The sequence below is a fragment of the Massilia sp. UYP11 genome (assembly GCF_050434805.1).
In the GTDB taxonomy this organism is placed as follows: Bacteria; Pseudomonadota; Gammaproteobacteria; order Burkholderiales; family Burkholderiaceae_D; genus Telluria.
Genome location: NZ_JBNDJE010000001.1, coordinates 475,881 through 499,423, shown reverse-complemented (window position 1 = coordinate 499,423; position 23,543 = coordinate 475,881). Strand labels below are relative to the sequence as shown.

General features: G+C 62.4%; 27 protein-coding genes and 1 tRNA gene. 13 read left to right on the top strand and 15 right to left on the bottom strand.

Translation table 11 applies throughout. The features are described from left to right. Positions 1-12: 12 nt before the first annotated feature. The 9 genes from gspK to gpmA all read right to left on the bottom strand — a co-directional run bounded on the left by gspK (position 13) and on the right by gpmA (position 7,653). The gene (gene gspK, locus ABIB38_RS02220) at positions 13-993 is read right to left on the bottom strand and encodes a type II secretion system minor pseudopilin GspK (RefSeq protein WP_429201385.1); all 981 of its coding nucleotides are present in this window, start codon (positions 991-993) and stop codon (positions 13-15) included. Then, positions 993-1,649, bottom strand: coding sequence for a PulJ/GspJ family protein (locus tag ABIB38_RS02215; RefSeq protein ID WP_429201383.1), 657 nt, complete (start codon positions 1,647-1,649; stop codon positions 993-995). Before ABIB38_RS02215 ends, gspK begins: the two co-directional genes overlap by 1 nt. Further along, a complete protein-coding gene (gene gspI, locus ABIB38_RS02210; RefSeq protein WP_429201789.1) occupies positions 1,646-2,026 on the bottom strand; it encodes a type II secretion system minor pseudopilin GspI in 381 nt (126 codons plus the stop codon). Before gspI ends, ABIB38_RS02215 begins: the two co-directional genes overlap by 4 nt. A 14-nt stretch (positions 2,027-2,040) precedes the next feature. Beyond that, positions 2,041-2,520 (bottom strand): GspH/FimT family pseudopilin, encoded by a 480-nt coding sequence (locus ABIB38_RS02205; protein WP_429201382.1) that lies wholly within the window; start codon positions 2,518-2,520, stop codon positions 2,041-2,043. A gap of 9 nt (positions 2,521-2,529) precedes the next feature. Continuing rightward, positions 2,530-2,967, bottom strand: coding sequence for a type II secretion system major pseudopilin GspG (gene gspG / locus ABIB38_RS02200; RefSeq protein ID WP_429201380.1), 438 nt, complete (start codon positions 2,965-2,967; stop codon positions 2,530-2,532). 204 nt (positions 2,968-3,171) lie between these two features. Next, a complete protein-coding gene (locus ABIB38_RS02195; protein ID WP_429201378.1) occupies positions 3,172-3,921 on the bottom strand; it encodes a HesA/MoeB/ThiF family protein in 750 nt (249 codons plus the stop codon). Positions 3,922-3,942: 21 nt separating this feature from the next. Continuing rightward, positions 3,943-5,415: a S41 family peptidase gene (locus ABIB38_RS02190; protein ID WP_429201376.1), complete on the bottom strand. Its 1,473-nt coding sequence runs from the start codon at positions 5,413-5,415 to the stop codon at positions 3,943-3,945. An 18-nt stretch (positions 5,416-5,433) separates the two neighbouring features. After that, positions 5,434-6,864 (bottom strand): murein hydrolase activator EnvC family protein, encoded by a 1,431-nt coding sequence (locus tag ABIB38_RS02185; RefSeq protein WP_429201375.1) that lies wholly within the window; start codon positions 6,862-6,864, stop codon positions 5,434-5,436. Between the two features lie 42 nt (positions 6,865-6,906). Next, positions 6,907-7,653 carry a 2,3-diphosphoglycerate-dependent phosphoglycerate mutase gene (gpmA, locus tag ABIB38_RS02180; RefSeq protein ID WP_429201373.1) on the bottom strand — a complete coding sequence of 249 codons (747 nt, stop codon included), beginning with the start codon at positions 7,651-7,653 and terminating at the stop codon, positions 6,907-6,909. A 91-nt stretch (positions 7,654-7,744) separates the two neighbouring features. On the opposite strand from gpmA, the gene ABIB38_RS02175 reads away from it, so the two are divergent. The 5 genes from ABIB38_RS02175 (at position 7,745) to ABIB38_RS02155 (ending at position 10,695) form a co-directional block, all read left to right on the top strand. After that, positions 7,745-8,146, top strand: coding sequence for a rhodanese-like domain-containing protein (locus ABIB38_RS02175; RefSeq protein ID WP_429201371.1), 402 nt, complete (start codon positions 7,745-7,747; stop codon positions 8,144-8,146). 47 nt (positions 8,147-8,193) lie between these two features. Then, a complete protein-coding gene (gene grxC / locus ABIB38_RS02170; protein WP_005663754.1) occupies positions 8,194-8,457 on the top strand; it encodes a glutaredoxin 3 in 264 nt (87 codons plus the stop codon). Between the two features lie 184 nt (positions 8,458-8,641). Further along, positions 8,642-9,100: a protein-export chaperone SecB gene (gene secB, locus ABIB38_RS02165; RefSeq protein WP_429201368.1), complete on the top strand. Its 459-nt coding sequence runs from the start codon at positions 8,642-8,644 to the stop codon at positions 9,098-9,100. 131 nt (positions 9,101-9,231) lie between these two features. Further along, positions 9,232-9,645, top strand: a complete 414-nt coding sequence (locus ABIB38_RS02160) for an SH3 domain-containing protein (RefSeq protein ID WP_429201787.1) — start codon at positions 9,232-9,234, stop codon at positions 9,643-9,645. A gap of 18 nt (positions 9,646-9,663) precedes the next feature. Next, positions 9,664-10,695: an NAD(P)H-dependent glycerol-3-phosphate dehydrogenase gene (locus ABIB38_RS02155; protein ID WP_429201366.1), complete on the top strand. Its 1,032-nt coding sequence runs from the start codon at positions 9,664-9,666 to the stop codon at positions 10,693-10,695. A 180-nt stretch (positions 10,696-10,875) separates the two neighbouring features. On the opposite strand, the gene ABIB38_RS02150 is transcribed toward ABIB38_RS02155, so the two are convergent. The 4 genes from ABIB38_RS02150 to mscL are packed head-to-tail and all read right to left on the bottom strand — an operon-like array spanning position 10,876 to position 13,595. Further along, the gene (locus ABIB38_RS02150) at positions 10,876-11,253 is read right to left on the bottom strand and encodes a cupin domain-containing protein (protein WP_429201365.1); all 378 of its coding nucleotides are present in this window, start codon (positions 11,251-11,253) and stop codon (positions 10,876-10,878) included. Positions 11,254-11,264: 11 nt separating this feature from the next. Further along, positions 11,265-11,963, bottom strand: a complete 699-nt coding sequence (locus ABIB38_RS02145; RefSeq protein WP_429201363.1) for a DUF2461 domain-containing protein — start codon at positions 11,961-11,963, stop codon at positions 11,265-11,267. A 28-nt stretch (positions 11,964-11,991) separates the two neighbouring features. Continuing rightward, on the bottom strand, positions 11,992-13,137 hold the full coding sequence (locus ABIB38_RS02140; RefSeq protein ID WP_429201785.1) for a Do family serine endopeptidase: 1,146 nt from the start codon (positions 13,135-13,137) through the stop codon (positions 11,992-11,994). A gap of 38 nt (positions 13,138-13,175) precedes the next feature. Beyond that, positions 13,176-13,595 (bottom strand): large conductance mechanosensitive channel protein MscL, encoded by a 420-nt coding sequence (gene mscL / locus ABIB38_RS02135; RefSeq protein WP_429201362.1) that lies wholly within the window; start codon positions 13,593-13,595, stop codon positions 13,176-13,178. A 223-nt stretch (positions 13,596-13,818) separates the two neighbouring features. Here mscL and petA point away from each other — a divergent pair, with 223 nt between their 5' ends. From petA to ABIB38_RS02100, 7 genes are all read left to right on the top strand, one after another. Continuing rightward, positions 13,819-14,433 (top strand): ubiquinol-cytochrome c reductase iron-sulfur subunit, encoded by a 615-nt coding sequence (petA, locus tag ABIB38_RS02130; RefSeq protein ID WP_429201361.1) that lies wholly within the window; start codon positions 13,819-13,821, stop codon positions 14,431-14,433. A 3-nt stretch (positions 14,434-14,436) separates the two neighbouring features. After that, a complete protein-coding gene (locus ABIB38_RS02125; protein ID WP_429201359.1) occupies positions 14,437-15,849 on the top strand; it encodes a cytochrome b in 1,413 nt (470 codons plus the stop codon). A 28-nt stretch (positions 15,850-15,877) separates the two neighbouring features. Beyond that, positions 15,878-16,642 carry a cytochrome c1 gene (locus ABIB38_RS02120; RefSeq protein ID WP_429201357.1) on the top strand — a complete coding sequence of 255 codons (765 nt, stop codon included), beginning with the start codon at positions 15,878-15,880 and terminating at the stop codon, positions 16,640-16,642. Between the two features lie 101 nt (positions 16,643-16,743). Next, positions 16,744-17,355: a glutathione S-transferase N-terminal domain-containing protein gene (locus ABIB38_RS02115; RefSeq protein ID WP_005663771.1), complete on the top strand. Its 612-nt coding sequence runs from the start codon at positions 16,744-16,746 to the stop codon at positions 17,353-17,355. Positions 17,356-17,494: 139 nt separating this feature from the next. Next, complete coding sequence (locus ABIB38_RS02110) at positions 17,495-17,986, top strand: ClpXP protease specificity-enhancing factor (RefSeq protein WP_429201355.1); 492 nt, start codon at positions 17,495-17,497, stop codon at positions 17,984-17,986. A gap of 25 nt (positions 17,987-18,011) precedes the next feature. Then, positions 18,012-18,087 (top strand) — tRNA-Thr (locus tag ABIB38_RS02105). Positions 18,088-18,267: 180 nt separating this feature from the next. Then, positions 18,268-19,998 (top strand): RNA-binding domain-containing protein, encoded by a 1,731-nt coding sequence (locus tag ABIB38_RS02100; RefSeq protein ID WP_429201353.1) that lies wholly within the window; start codon positions 18,268-18,270, stop codon positions 19,996-19,998. Between the two features lie 273 nt (positions 19,999-20,271). Here ABIB38_RS02100 and ABIB38_RS02095 read toward each other — a convergent pair whose 3' ends face one another. Beyond that, on the bottom strand, positions 20,272-20,409 hold the full coding sequence (locus ABIB38_RS02095) for a hypothetical protein (RefSeq protein WP_429201351.1): 138 nt from the start codon (positions 20,407-20,409) through the stop codon (positions 20,272-20,274). A gap of 426 nt (positions 20,410-20,835) precedes the next feature. Continuing rightward, positions 20,836-22,047 carry a cation:proton antiporter gene (locus ABIB38_RS02090; protein WP_429201349.1) on the bottom strand — a complete coding sequence of 404 codons (1,212 nt, stop codon included), beginning with the start codon at positions 22,045-22,047 and terminating at the stop codon, positions 20,836-20,838. 237 nt (positions 22,048-22,284) lie between these two features. Here ABIB38_RS02090 and ABIB38_RS02085 point away from each other — a divergent pair, with 237 nt between their 5' ends. Continuing rightward, on the top strand, positions 22,285-23,541 hold the full coding sequence (locus tag ABIB38_RS02085) for an ABC transporter substrate-binding protein (RefSeq protein WP_429201348.1): 1,257 nt from the start codon (positions 22,285-22,287) through the stop codon (positions 23,539-23,541). Positions 23,542-23,543: the final 2 nt, after the last annotated feature.

Genomic DNA, 23,543 nt, shown 5'->3' with positions numbered 1-23,543 from the left:
TCTCGCTTTCTTCTAGTTCTGGCGGGTCCAGATCACGTTCACCCCACCGGCGGGGCCAAGGTTTCCCAGGCTGCCTTTCTGCACCAGCGACTCCGCGTCCAGCGCCGCGCGGTCGAGGCGGATGCGGCTCTGCACCAGGAAGTAATTGCTGGTGGTGCTGATTTTCGGTCCCTCCGGCGCCTCTGTCCTGCACTGCAATTCAGTTTCGAACATCGCCACGTCGTTCCACGGCACCCGCTTGCGCTGTTCGACCAGGGCATTGGCCTGGGAGATCGAACAGCCAGGCAAGACCGCCGCCAGCACCGCCGCCGGCGCCGTGTTCACGTTCACCGTCGTGCCCTGCGCCGGCAGCACGATCACGAACGGGCGCAGGGCCTCGACCGTCTCGGGCTTGACGCCCGGCACCGCCAGCAAGTCGTCCACCCGCAGGACCGGCATCGGGTTGCCCTTGCGCGGCGTCTGCGGGGTTTTGTTGTCCTCCGCGTCCGGATCCACCGTCAGCGCCTGGCCGGCGGCGACGAAATCGGCGATCGGCCGCGCCAGCCGCGGCTCTTGCCGCACATTGGTCAACAGGCGGCCAAGCACTTCGGTCTCCACGGGATCGCGCTTGCCGCCCGTTGCCAGGTTGTTCAGATTGTATCGCGCCGTGGCGTCGTATACCTGACCCGACAGGGATGCATTGAAATTTTCTCCCTGTACCCGCTCGCGTTCGATGTACTGGTCGAGCCGGGTCTCGGCCAGCGGCGTGGCCCATACCTGATCGAGCGAGATGCGCCCGCCGAAGGGCTGGCGCAGGATCACGCTGGCCCAGTCGAGGGCGCCGCGCTGGATCCACTTGGTCTGCAGCTGCAGGCGCTGGTTTTCCATCGAGCGCACCTGCACCTGCTGCTGCCAGAACAGGCTGGCGACGATCGAGATCGCCAGCGTGGTCAGGAGCAGTGCGGTGACCACGGCGACGCCGCGCTGGCGGCGCGGATGGTGCAAGGGGCGCATCAGGTGCCTCCCAGCAAGAAAGACTTGACCATCGGCTGGCCCAGGCCCTGCACGGTGAGCGCCACCTGCACGCCGGTGGGCTCGCGCGAGCGGGCCGGGCCCAGGCCCGGATCGACAGGCGGGGGTTCCTGCTCGCCATTACCGCCTACCGCGGTCGGCTCGTTGCGCCAGGCATTGTTTTGCCAGCCCTGCACCTGCATGCCGTTCACGCCCACCTGCAGCACGACCGACGGCGAATTCTCGGCCGGCGCATCGGACGCGAGCGCCTGCCACAGCGCGGCGATGTGGTCGAGGTCGCGCGTGCCGGGCGACTCGCGCCGCATCAGCTGCCCATTCACCACGCGGTAGCTGACCACCTGCAGGCGCGACGGTTCGTGTTCGACGAAGACCTTGCGCACCAGGGTCAGGCGGTCGGCATCCCACAGCAGGGTCGGGCGGCCGCGCATGATGTCGTTGCCGGCCGCGTTCTCGCAATCGTTCTGCATCTGGGCAAAGGCCAGCTGCATGCCGCGCGTGACTTCCATTTCTTGCGTGAGCGCCACGCGCGCGCGCACGATGCCGTCCAGCCCGCGCCAGCCGAGCACGGCCACCATGGCGAGGATGCCGATCGCCACCAGGAGTTCGACCAGCGTGAAGCCTGCATGTCTGGCGCTCATATCGGGGACGGCCTCAGGACCAGTTGGATGAGTTTGACGATGCGGCGCCCCGGGTTGTCGGCGTCGAACACCGAGACTTCGATCCTGCGCAACAGTGGATTGGGGCTGGACAGCACTTCTTCTTCGCACATCAGGTTCAGGTCGCCTTGCGGACAGGGAAAGCTGCGCTTGCCGATCTCGGGAAATTCGCGGCCCAGGCGGATCTGCACCAGCCGGTTCTCGGCCGACCAGGTCGCCATCATCGAGGCGCGCAGGCCGGCGCTGTTGGACGTCAGGCTGCCCACCGCGCGCAAGCCGGCGGCCAGCGCGGTGCCGACGATGACCAGCGCCACCAGCACTTCGAGCAGGGTGAAGCCAGGGCCTCTGCGGGACGGCATCATGGTCGTGGGCGTCATTCGACGGTAAAGTGGCCGACGCCGTCGGCGTGGATCGCGACTGCGTTGGCGCCCGAGGCCAGGGTCAGCACGAAGGGACGGTCGACCGGCTCGCGTCCGAAGGTGATGCGCAGCATATCAGGGCCACCCGTGCCGGACGGTTCGAGCACGAGCCGCAGCGGCGGATTCTTGAAGCTGCGCTCGCGCAGCAGGTCGTCGCGCGTGACCGGCTCCCAGCCGGTGTCGCCGCGCACCATGAAGCGGTAGCGCTCGCCGTTGGCCTCGAACGCGACCAGGCGGTTGCGCACGATGGCTTCGTCGCGCGCCAGCTGCAGCAGCAGCGCGATGCGCCGGGCCTCGTTCTCGAGGTCCTGGCGCGGGCTCGGGATGGCGTTCAGCGTAGCCAGTCCCAGCGTGATGCCGATGATGACCATCACGACCAGCAGCTCCACCAGGGTGAAGCCGGAAGATGAGCCCCGCGCGCGCCAGGCCGGCATGAAAGATACTTAGTGCCAGGAACCGACGTCGGCGTCCTCGCCGTTGCCGCCCGGCTGGCCGTCGGCGCCGTAGGAGAACACGTCGATCTCGCCTTTCACGCCCGGCGACAGGTATTGATAGGAGTTGCCCCACGGGTCCTTCGGCAACTTCTCGATGTAGCCGCCGTCTTTCCAGCCGTTGGCGGCCGGGCCGGCGCTCGGCTTGGCGATCAGGGCGTTCAGGCCCTGCTCGGTGGTCGGATAGCGCTGGTTGTCGAGCTTGTACAGCTTGAGGGCCTGCATCATGGTGGCGATGTCCACCTTGGCGGCAGTGACGCGCGACTCGCCCGTGCGGCCCAGCAATTTAGGAACGACCAGGGCGCCGAGGATGCCGATGATGACCACGACGACCATGATCTCGACCAGGGTAAAGCCGCGGGCGCGACGTTGTATACGTTGGAAATTCATATGCAGTGTGATTAGGCTGGTGAATCGGTGGAGCCGGGACAGTATACGGCCGAAATATGACAAGACAATGCTGCGGATGAAACTGCGAACAAACTATGCGAATCGCTTACACCGCTACCGGCGGCGGGTGTGCAATTGTAAGCTACCTACGCTTGTCACGACACCTTGGATCCGCACCGTTAAGCCAGGCCTCATCAAACCTGGCTAGCGCCCGGCGCACACCGGGCAAGCGGGATTGCGCGTTACCTTGACGCCAGTCCATTCCATGAATTTTCCGTCCAGCATGAGCAGGCGGCCGGCCAGGGACTCGCCGACGCCCGCGATCAGCTTCATCGCTTCGGCGGCCTGGACCGCGCCAACGATGCCCACCAGCGGGGCGAACACCCCCATGGTGCTGCAGGCCACGTCTTCGAAACCGCTGTCTTCAGGGAACAGGCAGGCATAGCACGGGGCGTCGGGTTGACGCGGATCGAATGCGGTCAACTGGCCGTCGAAGCGGATCGCCGCCCCCGACACCAGCGGCACGCCGGCGGCGAAGCAGGCGCGGTTGACGGCGTGGCGGGTGGCGAAGTTGTCGCTGCAGTCGAGCACGACGGTAGCCGTGCGCGCCAGCGCCAGCAGGCGCTCGGGGCCGGCCCGTTCGTTCAGGGCGACCACCTCGATCTCGGGATTGATCGCCAGCAGGGCCGCGCGCCCGGAATCGACCTTGGGCTGGCCGATGCGTTCGGTCGTGTGCATGACCTGGCGCTGCAGGTTGGTGAGGTCGACCGTGTCGTCGTCGACCAGGGTGATGCGGCCGATGCCGCCCGACGCCAGGTAGAGGGCGGCCGGCGAGCCGAGGCCGCCGGCGCCGATCACCAGCGCATGGGCCTCGAGCAGGCGCTGCTGGCCTTCGATGCCGATGTCGTCGAGCAGGATGTGGCGCGAGTAGCGCAGGAGTTGGTTGTCGTTCATGGTTCAGGCATCACGCCAGCGTTATTTCTTCGGCGGCGCCTTCAATTCAGGCAATTTCTGCTCCGCTCCCGGCAACGGCGCCGGCGCGGGTTTGTCTGCGTCGGGCACGCCCTCGGCCAGTTGCACCGGCAAGCCCTTGAAGTGCCTGATCGCCTGCGCCAGCTGGAAATCGTCCTGGCCGCCGAACTCGATCGGCTTGCGGTCCTTCAGCAGGGCCAGCGCGCGCTGCTGCTGCGCCAGGCTGGAGTTCTGGCCCCTGGGCGCCGTGTCCTTCTTCTCGCCTTCGGCCGCCAGGTGGCGCTGCAGGTCCGCTTCGCGCACACGCAGCGCGTTCAGCAGGTCGCCTTCGGCGCTCTCGTCGACCCGCAGGTCGGGTTCGATGCCGGTGGCCTGGATCGGCCGTCCTTTTGGCGTGTAGTAGCGCGCCGTGGTCAGCTTGATCGCGGTGTCGCTCGACAGCTGGCGCAGCGTCTGCACCGAACCCTTGCCGAAGGTGCGGCTGCCCATCACGATCGCGCGCTGGTAATCCTGCAGCGCACCGGCCACGATTTCGGAGGCCGAGGCCGAGCCGCCATTGACCAGCACCACCATCGGCACCGATTTGAGGCCAGCCGGCAAGCCCGCCAGCGGGTCGCCGCGCTGGGCATAGAACTCGCGCCGGCCATAAAAGGCCTGGTTCGCATCCGCCACCTGGCCGCGGGTACTGACGATCACCTGGTTCGGCTGCGGCAGGAAGGCGGCCGAGACGCCGATCGCGCCCGGCAGCAGGCCGCCGGGGTCGTTGCGCAGGTCGAGCACCAGGCCCTTGATCTCGGGTTGTTCGGCGTACAGTTCTTTGGTTTTCTTGGCCAGTTCGTCCAGGGTGTTTTCCTGGAACTGGCTGATGCGCAGCCAGGCATAGCCGGGCTCGACCATTTTGGCCTTGACGCTGACGACCCGGATTTCCTGGCGCGCGATCGGCACCACCCAGGGTTTGTCTTCGCCGGGACGGGCAATGGTGAGCGTGACCTTGCTGCCGACCTTGCCGCGCATGCGCTTGATCGCGTCGTCGGACGACATATTGCGCACGGGAACATTGTCGATGCGGGTGATCAGGTCGCCCGGCTTGATGCCGGCCTTGAAGGCGGGCGTATCCTCGATCGGCGACACCACCTTGATGTAGCCGTCCTCGTTCGAGATCTCGACGCCGACGCCCACGAACTTGCCCTGCACCGCCTCGCGCATGTCGCGAAACGCCTTCGGATCCAAGTAAACCGAGTGCGGGTCGAGCGAGGCGACCATGCCGCCGATCGCTTCCGACAGCAGCTTTTTATCTTCCACCGGCTCGACGTAGTCGGTCTTGATCAGGCCATACACGTCGGCCAGCTGGCGCAGTTCGTCGAGCGGCAGGGGCGCGCCGGCTTTTTGCGCATGGGCCGACAGCTGGAACGATGCCGCCACGCCGACCAGGACGCCCACGCCGACCAGCCCGAAATGCTTTGCTCTCATGCCCATGTTGACCCTTGTTGATACCTAGAACCGGACCCAGCCCGTCGGGTCGATGGCCGTGCCGCGATGCCTGAGCTCAAAGTATAGCCCCGATTCCTCGTTGCCACCGGTGTTGCCGGCACTGGCCACCGCCTCGCCGGCGCGCACGCTGTCGCCGGGGCGCTTGAGCAGCGACTGGTTGTTGCCGTAGATCGACAGGTAGCCGTCGCCGTGGTCGATGATGATCAGGTTGCCGAAGCCGCGCATCCAGTCGGCGTGCACCACCCGGCCCGGTGCCACGGCGCGCACCTCGGCGCCTTCCGCCGCCTTGATGAAATTGCCCTTCCAGGTCGGACCGTCGCCGCGGCGCCCGCCGAAACGGGCCGCGACCGTGCCGTTGACCGGGCTGGCCATGCGGCCCTTGAGCGCCGTGAACGAGCCGCTTGCCGCGGCCGGCCCCAGGATCGGCGGCGGCGGTTCGCTCGGGCCGGGATCTTCCTCCACCGGCTCCTGGGCCAGGATCGGCGCTTCCTTGATCGGCTCGGGCATCGGCTTCGGCTTGGCGCCAGGCTTGGCGTTCTCGCGTGCGATGCGCTCGCGTTCACGGTCCCGCTCGGCCTTCTCGGCCGCCGCCTTGGCGCGCGCCGCCGCCAGCGCCCTGGCTTTCGCCTCGGCTGCGGCTTTCGCTTTGGCGCGCGCGGCGGCCAGGGCGGCCTGGCGTTTGCGCTCGGCTTCTTCCTGCTCGCGGATCAGGCGCTCGAGGCGGGTGACCAGCCCCGACATGCGTTCTTCGTCGCGCTCCAGGCGGTCGGCCTGCTTGCGCTGGTCGGCCAGGCGGGTCGACAGGTTGTCGAGCAGCGCGGCGCGCTTGGCTTTTTCTTTTTCCAGCAGTGACTTCTGGTCGAGCTGTTCCTGGGCGATTTCTTCCAGCTCTTGCTTGGCGTTCTCGACCTGGTCGCGGTTGGCCTCGACTTGCGCCAGGTTGCCGCGCAGCGAGCCGAGCAGGCGCGCCTGGGCCTGCGAGACATAGGCCATCAATTGCAGGTCGCGGCTGATGCGGTTCGGATTGTCGCCGGACAGCAGCAGCTTAATCCGGTCTTCGTTGCCAGCCACATAGTGTTCGCGCAATAGCCTGGCCAGCTGCCCTTGCTGGGCGGCGATGGTCTGGCTCAGCTGTGCCTGCTGCGCGGCCAGGTCTTGCAGGCGCGTGTTGGTGGCGCCCTGCTCTTCCTGCAGGTCGCGCAGCGCCCGGTTGGCGTTGGAAATGGCGGCCTCGGACTCGGCCAGCGTATCGGCCGCGTCTTCCTTGGCGCTTTCGGTCTGGCTGATGTCGCGCTTGATCGCCTGCAGTCGTTGCTGGATGCCGGCGCGCTGCTTCTCGGCCGCCGCCTTCTGGCGGCTGCGCTCGGTCTGGCGCTGGGCCCAGGCGTCGCTTGCGAACGCGCCGGACAGCGCGACCGCCAGCAGCGTACTCATGAGTACGCTGCCGGTTCCCTTCATGAATGGCAAACGCAAGACTTACTTTGCCTTCCCTTGGTTGGCCACGGCCGCCATGGCGGCGGCGATCGCTTCCTGGTCGCCCAGGTAGTAGTGCCTGATCGGCTTGAGGTCGGCGTCCAGCTCATACACCAGCGGCTGGCCGTTGGGGATGTTCAGGCCGACGATGTCGGTGTCGCTGATATTGTCCAGCATCTTGATGATGGCGCGCAGGCTGTTGCCGTGGGCCGAGATCAGGATCTTCTTGCCGGCGCGGATCGCGGGAGCGATGTCGTCGTTCCAGGCCGGCATCACGCGCGCCACGGTGTCCTTCAGGCATTCGGTCAGCGGGATCTGGTCTTCCCTCAGGCCGGCATAGCGCGGGTCGCCGAACGAGGTGCGTTCGTCGTCCCTGTCGAGCGGCGGCGGTGGGGTGTCGTAGCTGCGGCGCCAGACCAGCACCTGCTCGTCGCCGAACTTGGCGGCGGTCTCGGCCTTGTCCAGCCCCTGCAGGGCGCCGTAGTGGCGTTCGTTCAGGCGCCAGTCGTTCTTGACCGGCAGATACATCATGTCCATCTCGTCCATCGCCAGCCACAAGGTGCGGATGGCGCGCTTGAGCACCGAGGTGTAGGTCAGGTCGAAGGTGAAGCCGGCTTCCTTGAGCACGCGGCCGGCGTTTTTCGCCTCGGCCACGCCTTTCTCGGTCAGGTCGACGTCGGTCCAGCCGGTGAAGCGGTTTTCCAGGTTCCAGGTGGATTCGCCGTGGCGCATGAATACGATCTTGTACATGGTGCAGTCTTTTCTCGAAAAATTCTGGTTGAAGTCCGGTCCGGCATCTATTTTATAATGCCCCGATTCAGTTCAACCAATCGGAACCCTTGTGAATTTCTTACTCGATAATATCTTCGTTGTTGCGATCGCCGTGATTTCGGGCGCCGCCCTGCTGTGGCCGGCATTGGCGCCGCGCGGAAAACGCGCGTCGCCGCTGCAGGTGACGCAGATGATCAACCGCGGCAAGACCACCGTGGTCGACGTACGCAGCGCCGAAGAATTCGCGGCAGGCCACCTGCGCGACGCGAAACACATCCCACTGGCAGACTTGGGCAATCGCATCGGCGAACTGGACAAGTCGAAGAACCGTACCGTCGTGGTGGTGTGCCAGACCGGCGCCCGCAGCGACAAGGCGGCGCGCCAGTTGCAGGCGGCCGGCTTCGAAGACGTCCAGAGCCTGGAAGGCGGTCTGGCGGCCTGGACGGCCGCAGGCTTGCCGCTCACCAAGTAAACCCGCCGGCCCGGTGTTCGGGCCCGGCAGACACGAAAGGATTCAGCATGACAGCCCACGTCGTTCTCTACCACACCGCAGCCTGCCCCTATTGCGTGCGCGCCGAGCGCCTGCTCGAGGCCAAGGGTGTGCATGACATCGAGCGCATCCGCGTCGACCTCGACCCGGAACAGCGCCAGATCATGATGCAGCGCACCGGTCGCCGCACCGTTCCGCAGATCTACGTTGGCGACACCCACGTCGGCGGTTTCGACGATTTGTATGCGCTGGACCAGGCCGGACGCCTGGACCCGATGCTCAAGGGCGAGTAAGCTAATTGGCCTGAGCGCGGGCGGCGGGCGGCAAAGCCGCTATTGCTTCTTAGTTGGTTTTGATACAATTGTCGTCGCGTTTGACCCGGAGTCGGGCCCGGCCCCGTTGTCGCGCTCGACCAAAGCACCCGGAGTGGCCTGCCAACCTGGCGAGCCGCTTCCCACCATTACTAGAAAGCGTTCCATGTCTGACGAAAACCTGCAACCAGTATTCCAAATCCAACGCGTCTACCTGAAAGACATGTCGCTGGAGCAACCGAATTCGCCATCGATCTTCCTGGAGCAGGAAGCGCCGGCAATCGAAGTGTCGCTCGACGTCGGCGCCGAAAGCATCGCCGAAGGCATCTACGAGTCGACCGTGACGATCACCGTCACCGCCAAGGTCAAGGACAAGGTCGCGTTCCTGGTGGAAGGCAAGCAGGCTGGCATCTTCGAAGCCCGCAACATCCCGGCCGAGCAGATGGATCCGCTGCTGGGCATCGGCTGCCCGAACATCATCTACCCTTACCTGCGCGCGAACATCGCCGACGTGATCAGCCGCGCCGGCTTCCCGCCGGTCCACCTGGCCGAGATCAACTTCGAAGCGTTCTACCAGCAGCGCGCCGCGGCCATGGCCGAAGCCGCCGCCGCACCGGCGAACTAAGGAACTAAGCACCATCTTCACGGACGCGGCGCGTGCCGCGTCCGTGCCAGCCTTCCGGCGTCGCGGTTCACCCACCATCCAGGCCCGCCATGCGCTTTCCCCGACCACTTGCAGCTGCTCCACTGTTGGCGATGACAGTGCTGGTCGCGCCAGGTGCGCACGCCTTCGATTTCAGGACGGTCGGCGCCGCTCCGGCGATCCTGTACGGGACACCGTCGGCCAAGGGCGACAAACTCTATCTGGCGCCGCCCGGCATGCCGCTCCAGGTCATGAGCACCTATGGCGACTGGGTCAAGGTGCGCGACATGAACGGCGACGTGGCCTGGACCCAGGCCCGGGGCCTGGCGGCCCAGCGCAATGTGCTGGTACGCACGCCCGGAGGCCGGGTCCATTCGGGCCCGGACGAAACCTCGGCGGTCCTGATGACCGCCGACAAGGGCGTTTTACTTGAACTGGCCGATCCCCATGCCATCGTCTGGGCGCGCGTGCGCCATCGCGACGGCGTTGTCGGCTATATCAAGGTCTCGGACATCTGGGGCCTGTAAATCCACTCCAGGAGTTCCATGCAACAGAACAAACCCCCTACCAAGATCACCGTCCTCGGCGCCGGCGCCTGGGGCACGGCCGTGGCCATCGCGCTGGCCGCGCGCCACGACGTGCTGCTGTGGGGCCGCAATCGACAGCAGATGGCCGATATCGAGGCCGCGCGCGACAACCTGGCCTACCTGCCGGGCCACCCGCTGCCCCCGGCCTTGCGCGTGAGCGCCGACTTCGAGGCGGCGCTCGCCCACTTGACATCCGGCGCCGCGCACGACGCGCCGCTCCTGATCCTGGCCTGCCCGGTGGCCGGCCTGCGTCCGCTGCTTGAACAATTGCGCGGCCGCCCGATCCCGAACGTCGTCTGGCTGTGCAAGGGCTTCGAAGCCGGCACCGGCCTGCTGCCGCACCAGGTGGTGGCGCAAGTGCTGGGCGACAGTGTCCCGGGCGCGGCGCTGTCCGGGCCCTCGTTCGCCCAGGAAGTGGCGCGCGGCCTGCCGTGCGCGCTGACCGTGGCATCGAGCTCGGCCGAGCTGCGCGAGCGCGTGGTGGCCGCGGCCCATGGCGACAACCTGCGCGTCTACTCGCACGACGACCTGATTGGCGTGGAAGTCGGCGGCGCGGTCAAGAACGTGATGGCGATCGCCACCGGCGTCGCCGATGGCCTGGGACTGGGCCTGAACGCGCGTGCGGCCCTGATCACGCGCGGCCTGGCCGAGATCACCCGCCTCGGGCTGGCGCTCGGCGCCCAGCCCGGCACCTTCATGGGGCTGTCGGGAATGGGCGACCTGATCCTGACCTGCACCGGCGACCTGTCGCGCAACCGGAGAGTCGGCCTGGCGCTGGCCCAAGGCAAGGCGCTGGACACGATCGTGGCAGAACTGGGCCATGTGGCCGAGGGCGTGCCCTGCGCCAAGGCGGTGCGCGAACTGGCGCGCCGGATGGAAGTCGACATGCCGATCACCGAAGCGGTGGCCAGCGTGCTGTTCGACGGCGTGGATGCGGCGCAGATGGCGGCGCAGCTGCTGGCGCGCGATCCGCGAGTGGAGTTGGCGTGATTTGGTGAGGTGGGCGGCCGGATCGGGCGATCGGGCTGCTCACGGTGACTTGGGTTCCCGCCTACGCGGGAACGACGTTCTGACGCTGCGGGCTATGAACTTGACCACGACCCACCATGTACGCACGTCACTCCCGCGAAGGCGGGAGTCCAAGTCGCGTGCAAACCACGAGCGTCAAAATCACTGAGGCCGCGCCCCACTCGGATCGTCGCTCGGTCCGCCCGAACGCTCCGGCCCCATCAGGATGGTCATCAGGGCCACCGCGTCCTTCAGCGCGCGGATCGTGTGCGGCACGCCGCCCGCCAGGTAGACCATCTCGTTCGGCTGCAGGATGGTCGTCTTGCCGTGGGCGTCGATCGCGATCTCGCCCTCCAGGCAGACGATGGTCACCTCGCCGTCGACCCGGTGCTCGGGAATGGGCCGTTCGACCGGCAGCACCAGCCGGATCAGTTCCATGTGCTCGGTCTTGACCAGGGCCACCGAGGTGAAATGGGCGATGTCGTCGTCGCCGCGTTTCAAAGCAATCTTTTCGCCGGATGCTGCGTGATGCAAGGCCATGTCGCCCTCCTCTATTTGCTTGTCGCTTCCTCTTGCGGTTCCGGCACGCTGCGCAGCCAGCTGACCAGCGCATAGGCGTCCTGGAACCCTTGCGCCAACCGCGGCACCAGTTGATCCGGTGCGTTCAGGTCCAGTTTCACCTCGGTCCACACGAAGAAGCTTTTCAGTTTCAGGTAGTCGACATGCGGATGATCGGGATCGAAGCCCTTGGGAGGACGCTGCAACTTGTCCTCTTCCAGCATGTCGTTATAGGTGGCGCTCAGATGCTTATTCTTCAACACTTTGGCGAAACCCGTCGCATCGTTGACCACGTGCTCGCGGATCGCCTTCAGGCGCGCCGGCGGCGGCAGGTATTCCCCGACGCCAAAACCCAGGGTGCCGTCGCGCTCGATTTGAAAATAATAGGTCGAACCGCCGCCCGCGCTCGGGCGGCGCTTGTCGTGCGGCGTGATGCCGGCCGAGAAGCGGGTTTTATAGGGCGTCTTGTCCTTCGAAAAACGGGTGTCGCGGTGGATCCGGAACATCGCCTTCTTGGGATTGCAGGCCGCCACCTGCTTGTCGAACCTGGTCAGGGCCTTGATCAGTTCCGTGACCGTTTCCTCGAATTCGGTGCGCAGGATGTCATAGCGCGGCTTGTTCCAAAGAAACCAGGGCCGGTTGTTGTTTTCGCTCAGTTCGGTGAGAAATTGCGTCAGGTCGCGCAGATGCATGGTGGTTCAGGGTGTCGATAAAAAGGATTCAGGGCGCCTGGCGCGGCCGGCGGCCCACCGTCACATCGACCGTGGCTTCGCGCCGCTTGCGCAGGATGGTCATTTGCGTCTTGGCGCCGGGCGCGAGCTTGGCGATCAGGTTCAGCATTTCGCTGGTATCGGTCACCTGCTCGCCGCCGACCGCCACCAGGATATCGCCCGGCAAGATGCCGGCACGGTCGGCCGGCCCGCCGCGCACCACGCCGGCGATGATGGCGCCGCTCTTCTTGGCCAAACCGAAGCTGTCCGCCAGTTCGGGCGTGATGTCCTGCGATTCGATGCCGATCCAGCCGCGCACCACGCTGCCATGCTTGACGATCGAATCGAGCACGTTCTTGGCGGTGGACACGGGAATCGCGAAGCCGATCCCCACCGAGCCGCCGGTCTGCGAATAGATTGCCGCATTAATGCCCAGCAAATTGCCTTCGGTATCGACCAAGGCCCCGCCCGAGTTGCCGAAATTGATCGCGGCATCGGTCTGGATGAAATTCTCGAAGTGATTGATGTGCAGGTTGTTGCGGCCCAGCGCCGAGATGATGCCCAGGGTGACGGTCTGGCCGACACCGAAGGGGTTGCCGATCGCCAACACCACGTCGCCCACCTGCGCCTGGTCGGGGTCGCCCAGCACCATCACCGGCAGGTTGCGCTCGCTCACGCGGATCACGGCCAGGTCGGTCTCGGGATCGGTGCCGACCAGGCGCGCGGCGGCCTTGCGGCCATCGGCCAGGCCGACCTCGATGGCGTCGGCGCCGTCGATCACATGGAAATTGGTCAGGATATAACCATCGCTGCTGACGATGACGCCGGAACCGAGGCTGGCCAGCTGCTCGTCGGGCGGCGCGCGGTCGCCGAAGAAACGGCGGAAAAACGGATCCCGTAATAAAGGATGCGCTTGGCGCGAAGCCTTGCTCGTGTAGATATTGACCACGGCCGGCATCGCCTTGGCGGCGGCAGCGCGGTAACTGCCGCCCGCCGCGCGCGGCGGCGCTTGCAGCATCGGGACCGGATTGGCCGGGGTGCCGACCGCGACCGTATCGGGCCTGTCGAGCCATTCGGGCCGCAGCGCGGCCACCACGAACCAGGCTGCCAGGGCGATCGTTACCGTTTGTGCGAACAGTAACCAGAAACGCCGCAACGGATGCGGACGCCGCAACTCGTGGACCAGATCGTCTTTCACTTTTTAAGGGAATCCCGGATTTCGCGCAGCAGGACGATGTCTTCCGGCGTCACTGGAGCAGCGGGTTTGGCCTCCTCGGCCGGGCCGCGCAAGCGGTTAATCACGCGCACCATCTGGAAAATGATGAATGCGAGCAAGATAAAGTTCAGCAAAACAGTCAAGAAACTACCGTACGCCAACACAGCACCGGCCTTTTGCGCTTCTGCCAGGGGGAGGTGATAGCCCTGGTTATTGAGAGGAATATAATAGTTGGCGAAATCGAGTCCACCCAAGACTGCGCCGATCGGCGGCATGACCACGTCCTTGACCAGCGAGTCGGTAATGCGCGCGAACGCGCCGCCGATGATCACGCCGACGGCAAGGTCGATCACATTGCCACGCATCGCAAACTTCTTGAACTCATCAAGCATCGCCATTGGAACTTCTCCATTCGTTATTGATACAAGCAATGGCATGATACCCGAACGCTCCAAAGCCTGTCTTTCGGCCGAATGCTGCAGGAGCACAAAAGACCATTCTGCTAAAGCGTGTAGCCCAGACAATTTTTTTCCCTCTGGTATTGCCGTTCACATATAATTTTGAATGCTGGAAGCTCGCTATTAATTCTTATAATTCGTATATTCACGGAGTGGGGTTGGTATGAGTAATGAAAAGCAGGTCGATCCGGGCCGACGCGGATTGCTGGTCGCGACATGCGCGGCCGGTGGCGTCGTCGGCGTGTCCACGGCGGGAGCCCTGGTCAGCACCTTCCAGCCTTCCGAACGCGCAAAAGCGGCGGGAGCCCCGGTTGAAGTCGACATCGCCGACGTCGCTCCCGGTGAAATGAAAGTCGTCGAATGGCGCGGCAAACCGGTCTGGATCCTGCGCCGCACCCCTGAAATGATGGCCACGCTCGAGAAGGACCAGGGCGAACTGGCCGATCCCGCCTCCGAAAAAGTGTTCCAGCTGCCGATGCCGGAATACGCCAAGAACGCATTCCGCTCGCGCGCCGAGCACAAGGAGGTGCTGGTCACGGTCGGCATCTGCTCCCACCTGGGCTGCTCGCCCTCCTCGCGCCTGGCCGCCGGCCCGCAGCCGAACCTGCCCGACGACTGGCCGGGCGGCTTCCTGTGCCCCTGCCACGGTTCGACATTCGACCTCTCTGCGCGCGTGTTCAAGAACAAGCCGGCGCCGACGAATATGGATGTCCCCCCGTACATGTATCTGTCCGATAACAAGCTGGTGATCGGCAAAGACGAGAAAGGCGAGGCATAACAAATGGGTGCATTCAAGGAGACCAAGCTGCCGGACGACGCACCGGTGACCCAGAAAGCCCTGGCCTGGGTCGACGACCGCTTCCCGGCCTCGAAACTGTGGAACGATCAATGGGGCAAGTACTACGCCCCCAAGAATTTCAACGTCTGGTATCTGTTCGGTTCGCTGTCGGCCCTGGTGCTGGTGCTGCAGATCGTCACCGGCATCTTCCTGACGATGCACTACAAGCCGGACGCCGCGCTGGCCTTCGGCTCGGTCGAATACATCATGCGTGAAGTCCCGTGGGGCTGGCTGGTGCGCTATCTGCACTCGACCGGCGCCTCGGCCTTCTTCATCGTGGTCTACCTGCACATGGCGCGCGGCCTGATGTACGGCTCGTACCGCAAGCCGCGCGAGCTGGTCTGGCTGTTCGGCTTCGGCATCTTCCTGTGCCTGATGGCCGAGGCCTTCTTCGGCTACCTGCTGCCATGGGGGCAGATGTCGTACTGGGGCGCCCAGGTGATCGTCAACCTGTTCGGCGCGATTCCCGTGATCGGCGAAGACCTGTCGCTGTGGATCCGCGGCGATTACGTCGTCTCGGACGCCACCCTGAACCGCTTCTTCGCCTTCCACGTGATCGCGCTGCCGCTGGTGATCCTGGGCCTGGTGGCCGCCCACCTGACGGCGCTGCACGAAGTGGGCTCGAGCAACCCGGACGGCATCGAGGTCAAGGAACACCTGGGCCCGGACGGCCATCCGCTCGACGCCATCCCGTCGCACCCCTACTACACCACCAAGGACTTGTTCGGGGTGTCGGTGTTCCTGCTGCTGTTCTCGGCTGTCGTGTTCTTCGCACCCGAGATGGGCGGCTACTTCCTGGAGTACAACAACTTCTTGCCGGCCGACTCGATGAAGACGCCGGCGCACATCGCGCCGACCTGGTATTTCACCCCGTTCTACTCGGTGCTGCGCGCCACCACGGCCGACTTCATGTACGTGCTGATGGCTGGCGTGGCCCTGTACGTGGCCTTCATCTGGCTCAAGTCGCGCCTGGCCTTCCGCACCAAGGCGATCATCGCCGTGGTCGGCCTGATCCTGATCATCGGCATGCTGCCGCAGGTGCTGGACGCGAAATTCTGGGGCGTGGTGCTGTTCGGCTCGTCGGTGATGATCATCGCCGGCCTGCCATGGCTCGACCACTCGCCGGCCAAGTCACTGCGTTATCGTCCGGACTGGCACAAATGGATCTACGCGCTGTTCGCGCTCGTGTTCGTGACCCTGGGCTACCTGGGCACCCAGCTGCCGACCCCGGCCTTCACCATCCTGTCGCAAGTGTGCACGCTGGCCTACTTTGCGTTCTTCCTCCTGATGCCGTGGTGGAGCACGATGGGCACCTTCAAGCCGGTGCCGACCCGTGTCACCTTCACCCCGCATTGATCACCGGACCAGAGCACAAGGACACGACATGAAATTGTTTGCAAAGAAACTGATTGCAGTCCTGGCGCTGGCGCCGGGACTGGCTTTCGCCGCCGAGGGCGGCATTGCGCTGGACCGGGCGCCGGACCGCCACGACCTGGCGTCGTTGCAGAACGGCGCCAAGATCTTCGTCAACTATTGCCTGAATTGCCATTCGGCAGCCTCGATGCGCTACAACCGCCTGCGCGACCTGGGCCTGTCAGAAGACCAGATTCGCGATAATCTGTTGTTTTCTGCCGACAAAGTCGGGGATATGATGACGACGGCGATGCGCCCGAAAGATGCGGCGGCCTGGTTCGGCGCGGTGCCGCCGGACCTGTCGGTGATCGCGCGCGCCAAGGCCTCGCCGGCGGGCTCCGGCGCCGACTACCTATACACCTATCTACGCACCTTCTACCAGGACGAGACCCGCCCGACCGGCTGGAATAATATGGTGGTGCCGAATGTTGCGATGCCGCACGCGATGTGGCAGCAGCAGGGAATTCGTACCGCCAAGTTCGCCGAAGAAGCCGATCCGCATGAGCCGGGCAAGATGGTGCAGAAGTTCGCCGGCTTCGAGCAAGTCTCGCCGGGCACCATGAGCCAGCAGGAGTTCGACGCAGCCACGGCCGACCTGGTCGCGTACATGGTCTGGATGGCCGAGCCGGCCCAGGCCACCCGCAAAAAGCTGGGCGTGATCGTACTGCTGTTCCTGACCGTCTTCGTGTTCTTGACCTGGCGTTTGAACGAATCGTACTGGAAAGAAGTGAAGTAATTCGCTTTCATTGCCCGTTTGGCTATAATACGGGCAATCATTTCTCTGGGGTGAGGGTGCTTTGTCGCTCCACCCCTTTGTTTCTTAAGGAACTATAAACCATGATGGTTCTCTACTCCGGCACCACGTGCCCGTTTTCCCAACGCTGCCGCCTCGTCCTGTTCGAAAAGGGCATGGACTTCGAGGTCCGCGACGTCGACCTGTTCAACAAGCCGGAAGATATTTCGACGATGAATCCATATGGCCAGGTACCGATCCTGGTCGAGCGCGAACTCATCCTGTACGAATCGAACATCATCAACGAGTACATCGACGAGCGCTTCCCGCACCCGCAGCTGATGCCGGCCGACCCGCTGATGCGCGCCCGCGCCCGCCTGATGCTGTTCAACTTCGAGAAAGAGCTGTTCGTCCACGTGCACACGCTGGAAAGCGAGCGCAACAAGGCGAACGACAAGAACCACGACAAGGCACGCGCGGAAATCCGCGATCGCCTGACCACGCTGGCTCCGCTGTTCCTGAAGAACAAGTACATGCTGGGTGACGAGTTCTCGATGCTGGACGTGGCGATCGCCCCGCTGCTCTGGCGCCTGGACCACTACGGCATCGAGCTGTCGAAAACTGCTGCGCCGCTGATGAAGTACGCGGAGCGTATCTTCTCGCGTCCAGCCTACATCGAGGCGCTGACCCCGTCCGAGAAAGTGATGCGTCGTTGATGTGCCTGGGCGGGATGCCTGCGTCCCGCCCTGTTCGCTGTATTGTTTCCTCCATTGCTTCACACGCGCCGGTTTGGACGTCCCTCGGACGATTTCCGGTAAACTGGCGCAAACGCCTGTATTTCTAGACAACACCACCATGGCAGAAATTTCCACCAAACCCTACCTACTGCGCGCCATCTACGAGTGGTGCACGGACAGTGGCTTCACGCCCTATATCGCCGTCAAGGTCGACGGGGCAACGACGGTGCCGATGGAGTATGTCCGGAAAGGCGAGATCATCCTGAACATCAGCTTCGGCGCCACGTCGGGGCTGAAGATGGACAACGACGCGATCCATTTCCGCGCGCGCTTCAATGGCGTGTCGCGCGAGATCTATATCCCGGTGCACAATGTGTTGGCGATTTACGCCAATGAGAATGGCCAGGGGATGGCGTTCGAGGTGACCACGACGGCGGCGGAGACGCCTGCGTCGGAAGCGGAGGCGTCGCCTGCCGCGCCGGCGCTGTCAGCGGTGCCGTCGAAAGGGGTTGATTCGCCGGTGGTGGACGATGTGGCGCCGACCACGCCGGGTGGCGACGACGAGCCGCCCAAGAAGGGTGGCCGTCCAACCTTGACCCGGATCAAATAGCGTATAATCGTTGTCTTAAGGTCATGCCGACTTAGCTCATCAGGTAGAGCAGTTGATTTGTAATCATCAGGTGGCGGGTTCGAGTCCTGCAGTCGGCACCAAAATTAGTAGAAGAAACAAGGGGTTGCATGTCTTGGCATGTGATCCCTTTTTTTAAATGAGCTCTTCGTTGTCCGGTGTAGGGGCCGTGTAGGAAAGCATGCAAGCTCTGCTTAACACTACGCCAAGCAAAGGACACTACGCGCAAGCGATTGCATCTGTTTATTTTTACAAGATTTGACATGAACGCTGCAGACCTCTATCTGTTAGTCCAACGCCTTCTAACTGGAAAGAACGAACACGAATGGGTAGAGTACAAGCACAATAACGTCGATCCGCATATGATTGGAGAGTACATCTCTGCGCTCTCTAACGCTGCTGCCTTGGACGGCGAACCGTTTGGCTACGTATTGTGGGGTATAGAGGATGGCTCGCAATCAGTTGTTGGTACGAAATTTAACCCTTCTACCGCAAAAGGTAATGGTACTCAGCCGTTAGCTTTATGGTTAAATCAGTATCTTCGTCCGAAGATTGATTTCAGGTTTGAGGAACTCGAGTACGAGGGTAAGAAACTTGTAGTCTTGCGTATCCCAGCCACGGTCGGCCACCCTTCAAGTTTTCATGAGGTCGAATACATCCGATTTGAGACTTCTAAAGTGAAACTAGCAATGCATCCGGACAAGGAAGCAAGGTTATGGACGCAGCTTCGTACTCGTACGGACTGGTCGGCCGAGCTTGTTCGTGAAGTAACGGTCGACGATCTCGATAAAGCAGCGCTTTTACGTGGACGCGTGCTTTTTGCGGAAAAAAACCCTCATTTGGAAGCTGAGATGAGTAGCTGGAATGACTTTACATTTCTTTCCAAGCTGAAAGTTACTAAAGCAACGCATCTTACCCGTGCAGCAGTTCTTCTCTTTGGCTCAGAGGAGTCCGCTCAGTACCTGCCATTCCAACCACAGATTGCTTGGATATTGAAGGATAAAGACGGGACAGCGGTCGATTATCATCACTATAAGTTGCCATTTCTACTGGTCCCTGACTCGGTTTTTTCGAAGGTTCGTAACTTAACCGTTCGATACATGCGGCCAGGCACCTTGTTCCCGACCGAAGTTCCGCAATATGATCCTTGGGTCATCCGTGAGGCTCTTCAAAATTGCATCGCTCATCAAGATTATGCTTTGGGAGCGCGGATTAACGTGATCGAAAAGCCAGACGAGCTCGCCTTTAGTAACATGGGAAGTTTTCTACCAGGGAAAGTAGAGCTGCTTTTAACGTCCGACCACTCCCCTGAGCAATACAGAAATCCGTGTCTGGTTCAGGCTATGGTCTCACTGAAGCTTATCGATACAATCGGTAGCGGGATACGGCGTATGTTCAACGAGCAGCGTAAACGTTTCTTTCCTATGCCGGATTACTCCATAAACAGCGCCGAACAACGTGTGGAAGTACGCGTACCAGGCCATATTATCGATGAAAAGTATACGTATGCACTGATTCAACAACCAGATCTTTCGTTGATGGACGTTGTACTTTTGGATAGAGTTCAGAAGCATTATCCCATTAGCTTGCCAGAAGCAAAATCATTAAAAATGGCGAAGCTCATTGAAGGCCGTGCACCCAATTACTTTGTTTCAGCCCAAGTCGCATCGGTAATTGGTGAGCAAGCTCAGTACACTTTGAACAAAGGCCTAGATAACCGTTACTATCGCGAATTAGTATTGCAGCATCTTCGAACGTTTAAGTCTAGCAAACGAGCTGAGCTGGAGGCAGTACTGCTGAACAAACTACCAGAGGCGCTTACTCATGGGCAGAAGAAGAACAAGGTAAAAAACCTTTTGGCGAGCATGAGTAAAGAAGGTGTGCTTAAGACGGTAGGATATGGGCCCGGAGCAATATGGCAGCTTGGCGACTCAGTTGGCATAGCCGGAGTGCCGACTAACATGGATAAGCTCAGTGAGCCTAAGCTAAACTAGCCAATTTTAGCCATGGTTTAGACAAGAGAATTGTCATAAGCCTTTGATTTTCATATGTTTTTTCAGATAAATCGGGACATTTTTACTTTTGGTAGTTCGCCGTTGGTGAAGTCGTGGACAAGGTCTGAACACGATTGCTAATTATTAAGAATAATAACGCGTTCCATGGAGGAAATGACGAATCTTAGCCATAGGCCAGCTCAGTCTTTCATTGATTCGTACAGGACGGATCGGCCCTGCTCCGTCGACGCCCATACCCGCAATGTTTGAGGCTTATGGCCGAGATGGTACGCCGCACATGCAGTGTCTACATGGATCTATACCGCTGTCGGTCTGGGCTTTATATGTAGTCGCCTTTGCCTGCGCCTGGCTGATCGTCCATGTACGAACGTCGCCAATTGTGATCCTCAACGTCTTACCGTTGAGCGTCGTTTCAAAGATGTATGACTTCGTACCTGGCTGTGACCCGCAGGCCTAGACCTGGGGTCTTCCCTTCCCAGTAGATGCTCTGCTGCCGACCTTCAGCGCACTTAAACGCATCAACCAGGGCGCTCGTAAAGTCGTCCCATCTCATACTGGCCGTTCATGTAGTGACTATGTAGGAAATTTTAGCGTATGAGAATCAACATCACTCAACATCAAATCCCGCTAAGTCCACATAAGTCACTGATTTTCCTTCACTTATCTGGAAATTCTCAACAACGATCAACAATTCAGAATGTTTCAGTTCGCTGATTTGTAATCATCAGGTAGCGGCTTCGAGCCCTGCAGTCGGCGCCAAGCATGCGCATGCAGCCCAGTCCACTAACTGAGCTTTTTGTCTGGCGCGCCCTGTCCCTACCTGGCTTTCAACACCAGCTCAACGCCGCGCCGCAGCTTCGGATAAACGACCGGAATCGTCAACATGGTGCTGCCGATCGCCATCAGCAGCAGCGCCGTGAAGGTTTCGCTCGTAATCACGCCCTTGTCGAGCAAAATATTGGCGAAAATGATCATGATCAGCGCCTTGGTCTGCAACAGCCAGCCGATGATCGAGGCTTCTTGCCGGCTCCAGCCGAGCATGCGGCCGGCGATCCGCACGCCCACCAGCTTGCCCGATACCGAGGCCGCCAGCAGCACCGCCGCCGCGACGAACACCGCCGCACCGCCGACTGCCCAGTTGGTGCGCAGGCCGGTGCTCAGGAAGAACACGGGCATCAGTACCAGCAACACGTTATGGCGCAGGAAATCGAGCTTCTTCTGGTCGAACCAGGCCGCATCCATGACGGCGCCGGCCAGGAAGGCGCCCACCATGTAGTGCAGCCCGGCCCAGTCGGCGCTGAAGCCGCACACGATCAGCCACACGAGCATCGCGAACCAGCGGTCACGTTCGGGAATGCTCACCATCATGCGGCGAAACAGCCTGGTGGCGACGATGAATACCACGAAGAATCCCAGTTGCCGTCCCACACGCTCCCAATCGAGCAGGATCAGCGCCAGGACGCCCCAGATCGCGATATCGTCCAGGCTGGCGTAGCGCAGGATGCGCTGGCCAAGCGGCTGGCGCAGGATGTCCAGCTTTTCCATCAGCAGGATCAGGATCGGCAGCGCGGTCACCGCGCAAGCCATTCCCACCCCCAGCACGAATTGCCAGTCTTGCGCCTGCGGGCCGATCCAGCCGGCATAGCCGAGCATGCCCGCGGCAGCGATCCCGCCGAACGCCAGCGGCACGCCCAGCGCCAGCCCGGCCGTGATGCTGCTCTCGCGGCGGTGCTCCCAGGCTTTTTTCAGGTCCAGCTCGATCCCCGCCAGCATCACGAACAGCATGACCGCCCACCAGGCGATCCCGTTCAGGCACTGGATGACCTGCGGGTTGAACACAAAGCTATAGTATTCCGGGTAAGCCTTGCCAAGCACGCCTGGCCCCAGCAGCACGCCGGTGATGATCTGCACGACCACCAGCGGCGCCCAGTAGTCGGTGTTGCCGAGCCGCCAAATCAGATAGGGCACGGCGAAGATCAGCAACATCGCGATCAAAAAGATTTCGGTGGTTCCCATCGGGCCGTGCATGATCTGTCTCCTCGTCTTGTGCGAACGCCCGTCGTCGCGGGCTCGAATATCCGGCGAGTATCGGCGTAAATATCGGTTCTTGGCAACTTGCCACATGAAAAAATCCTGAAGATTCGTGTCAAAATTACATATTGCAAGATTTGTTTGACCGAGAATTAACCCGATGCTATAGTCGGCGCAAGCCAATGGTAACGTTTCCAAACGTGCCAAAAAATAATGGCGTTCAATGGAGACACGATGGTCACACCCCGCATTCCGGCTGCAGCCCGCGCACGGCTGTGCGCTGCTGCCTACGCGCTTGGACTGGCCGTCGCGCCGGCCCAGGCCGCTGCGCCGACAGCGGAAGTGATCCACTGGTGGACTTCCGGCGGCGAATCGAGCGCCGTCAAGCAGGTCGCCCAGGCTTACCGCGCCGCCGGCGGCGTGTGGATCGACAGCGCCATCGCCGGCGGCGACCAGTCGCGCGCCGTCACCATCAACCGCATCATCGGCGGCAATCCGCCGACCGCCGCCCAGTTCAACACCTCCAAGCAGTTCACCGACGTCATCGAGCAGGACATGCTCAACAACGTCGACCTGGTCGCCAAGGCCCAGGACTGGGATCGCATCCTGCCCGAGCCGCTGATCGACGTGATCAAGCACAACGGCCACTACTACGCGGTGCCGCTCAACATCCACATGCAGACCTGGATCTGGTATTCGAAGGCCGCCTTCCGCAAGGCCGGCATCGACAAGGAACCGGCCAGCATCGACGAACTGTTCGCCGCCCTGGATAAATTGAAGGCCGCCGGGCTGGTGCCGCTGGCCCACGGCGGCCAGTCGTGGCAGGAGACCGTGCTGTTTTCAAGCCTGCTGGCCAATATCGGCGGGCGCGAGCTGTATCTGAAGGTGATCCGCGACCGCGACCAGGCCACCATCCTGTCGCCGCAGTTTCGCACTGTGCTGCTCGCCTTCAAGCGCATGAAGTCCTACGTCGATCCCGGTTCGCCGGGCCGCAACTGGAACGACGCCACCGCGATGCTCATCGCCGGCCGTGCCGGCTTCCAGGTGATGGGCGACTGGGCCAAGGGCGAGTTCACCAATGCCGGCCAGCTGCCCGGCCAGCACTACGGCTGCATCCCGGGCCTCAAGCCCGATACGCCCTACCTGATGCAGGGCGACGTCTTCGTCTTCCCGCGCACGAACAAGGCTGACGCGATCAAGGCCCAGCAATTGCTGGCCAACGTCGTGTCGCAGCCCGGGCTGCAGGTCGCCTTCAGCAAGCTGAAAGGCTCGATCCCGGTGCGCCTCGACGCCGACGCGTCGCAGCTCGACGTGTGCGCGCAGAAGGGCATCGAGATCGTCAAGGACCGCAGCCGCCAGATGGGCGTCACCGAGGTCTACCTGACCCCGGACCAGAACGGCGCCATGCAGGACATCCTCACCGCTTACTGGAACATGGACATCAAGGTGGATAAAGTCCAGCGCAGCATCGCCAACGCCCTCAAGTACTGACG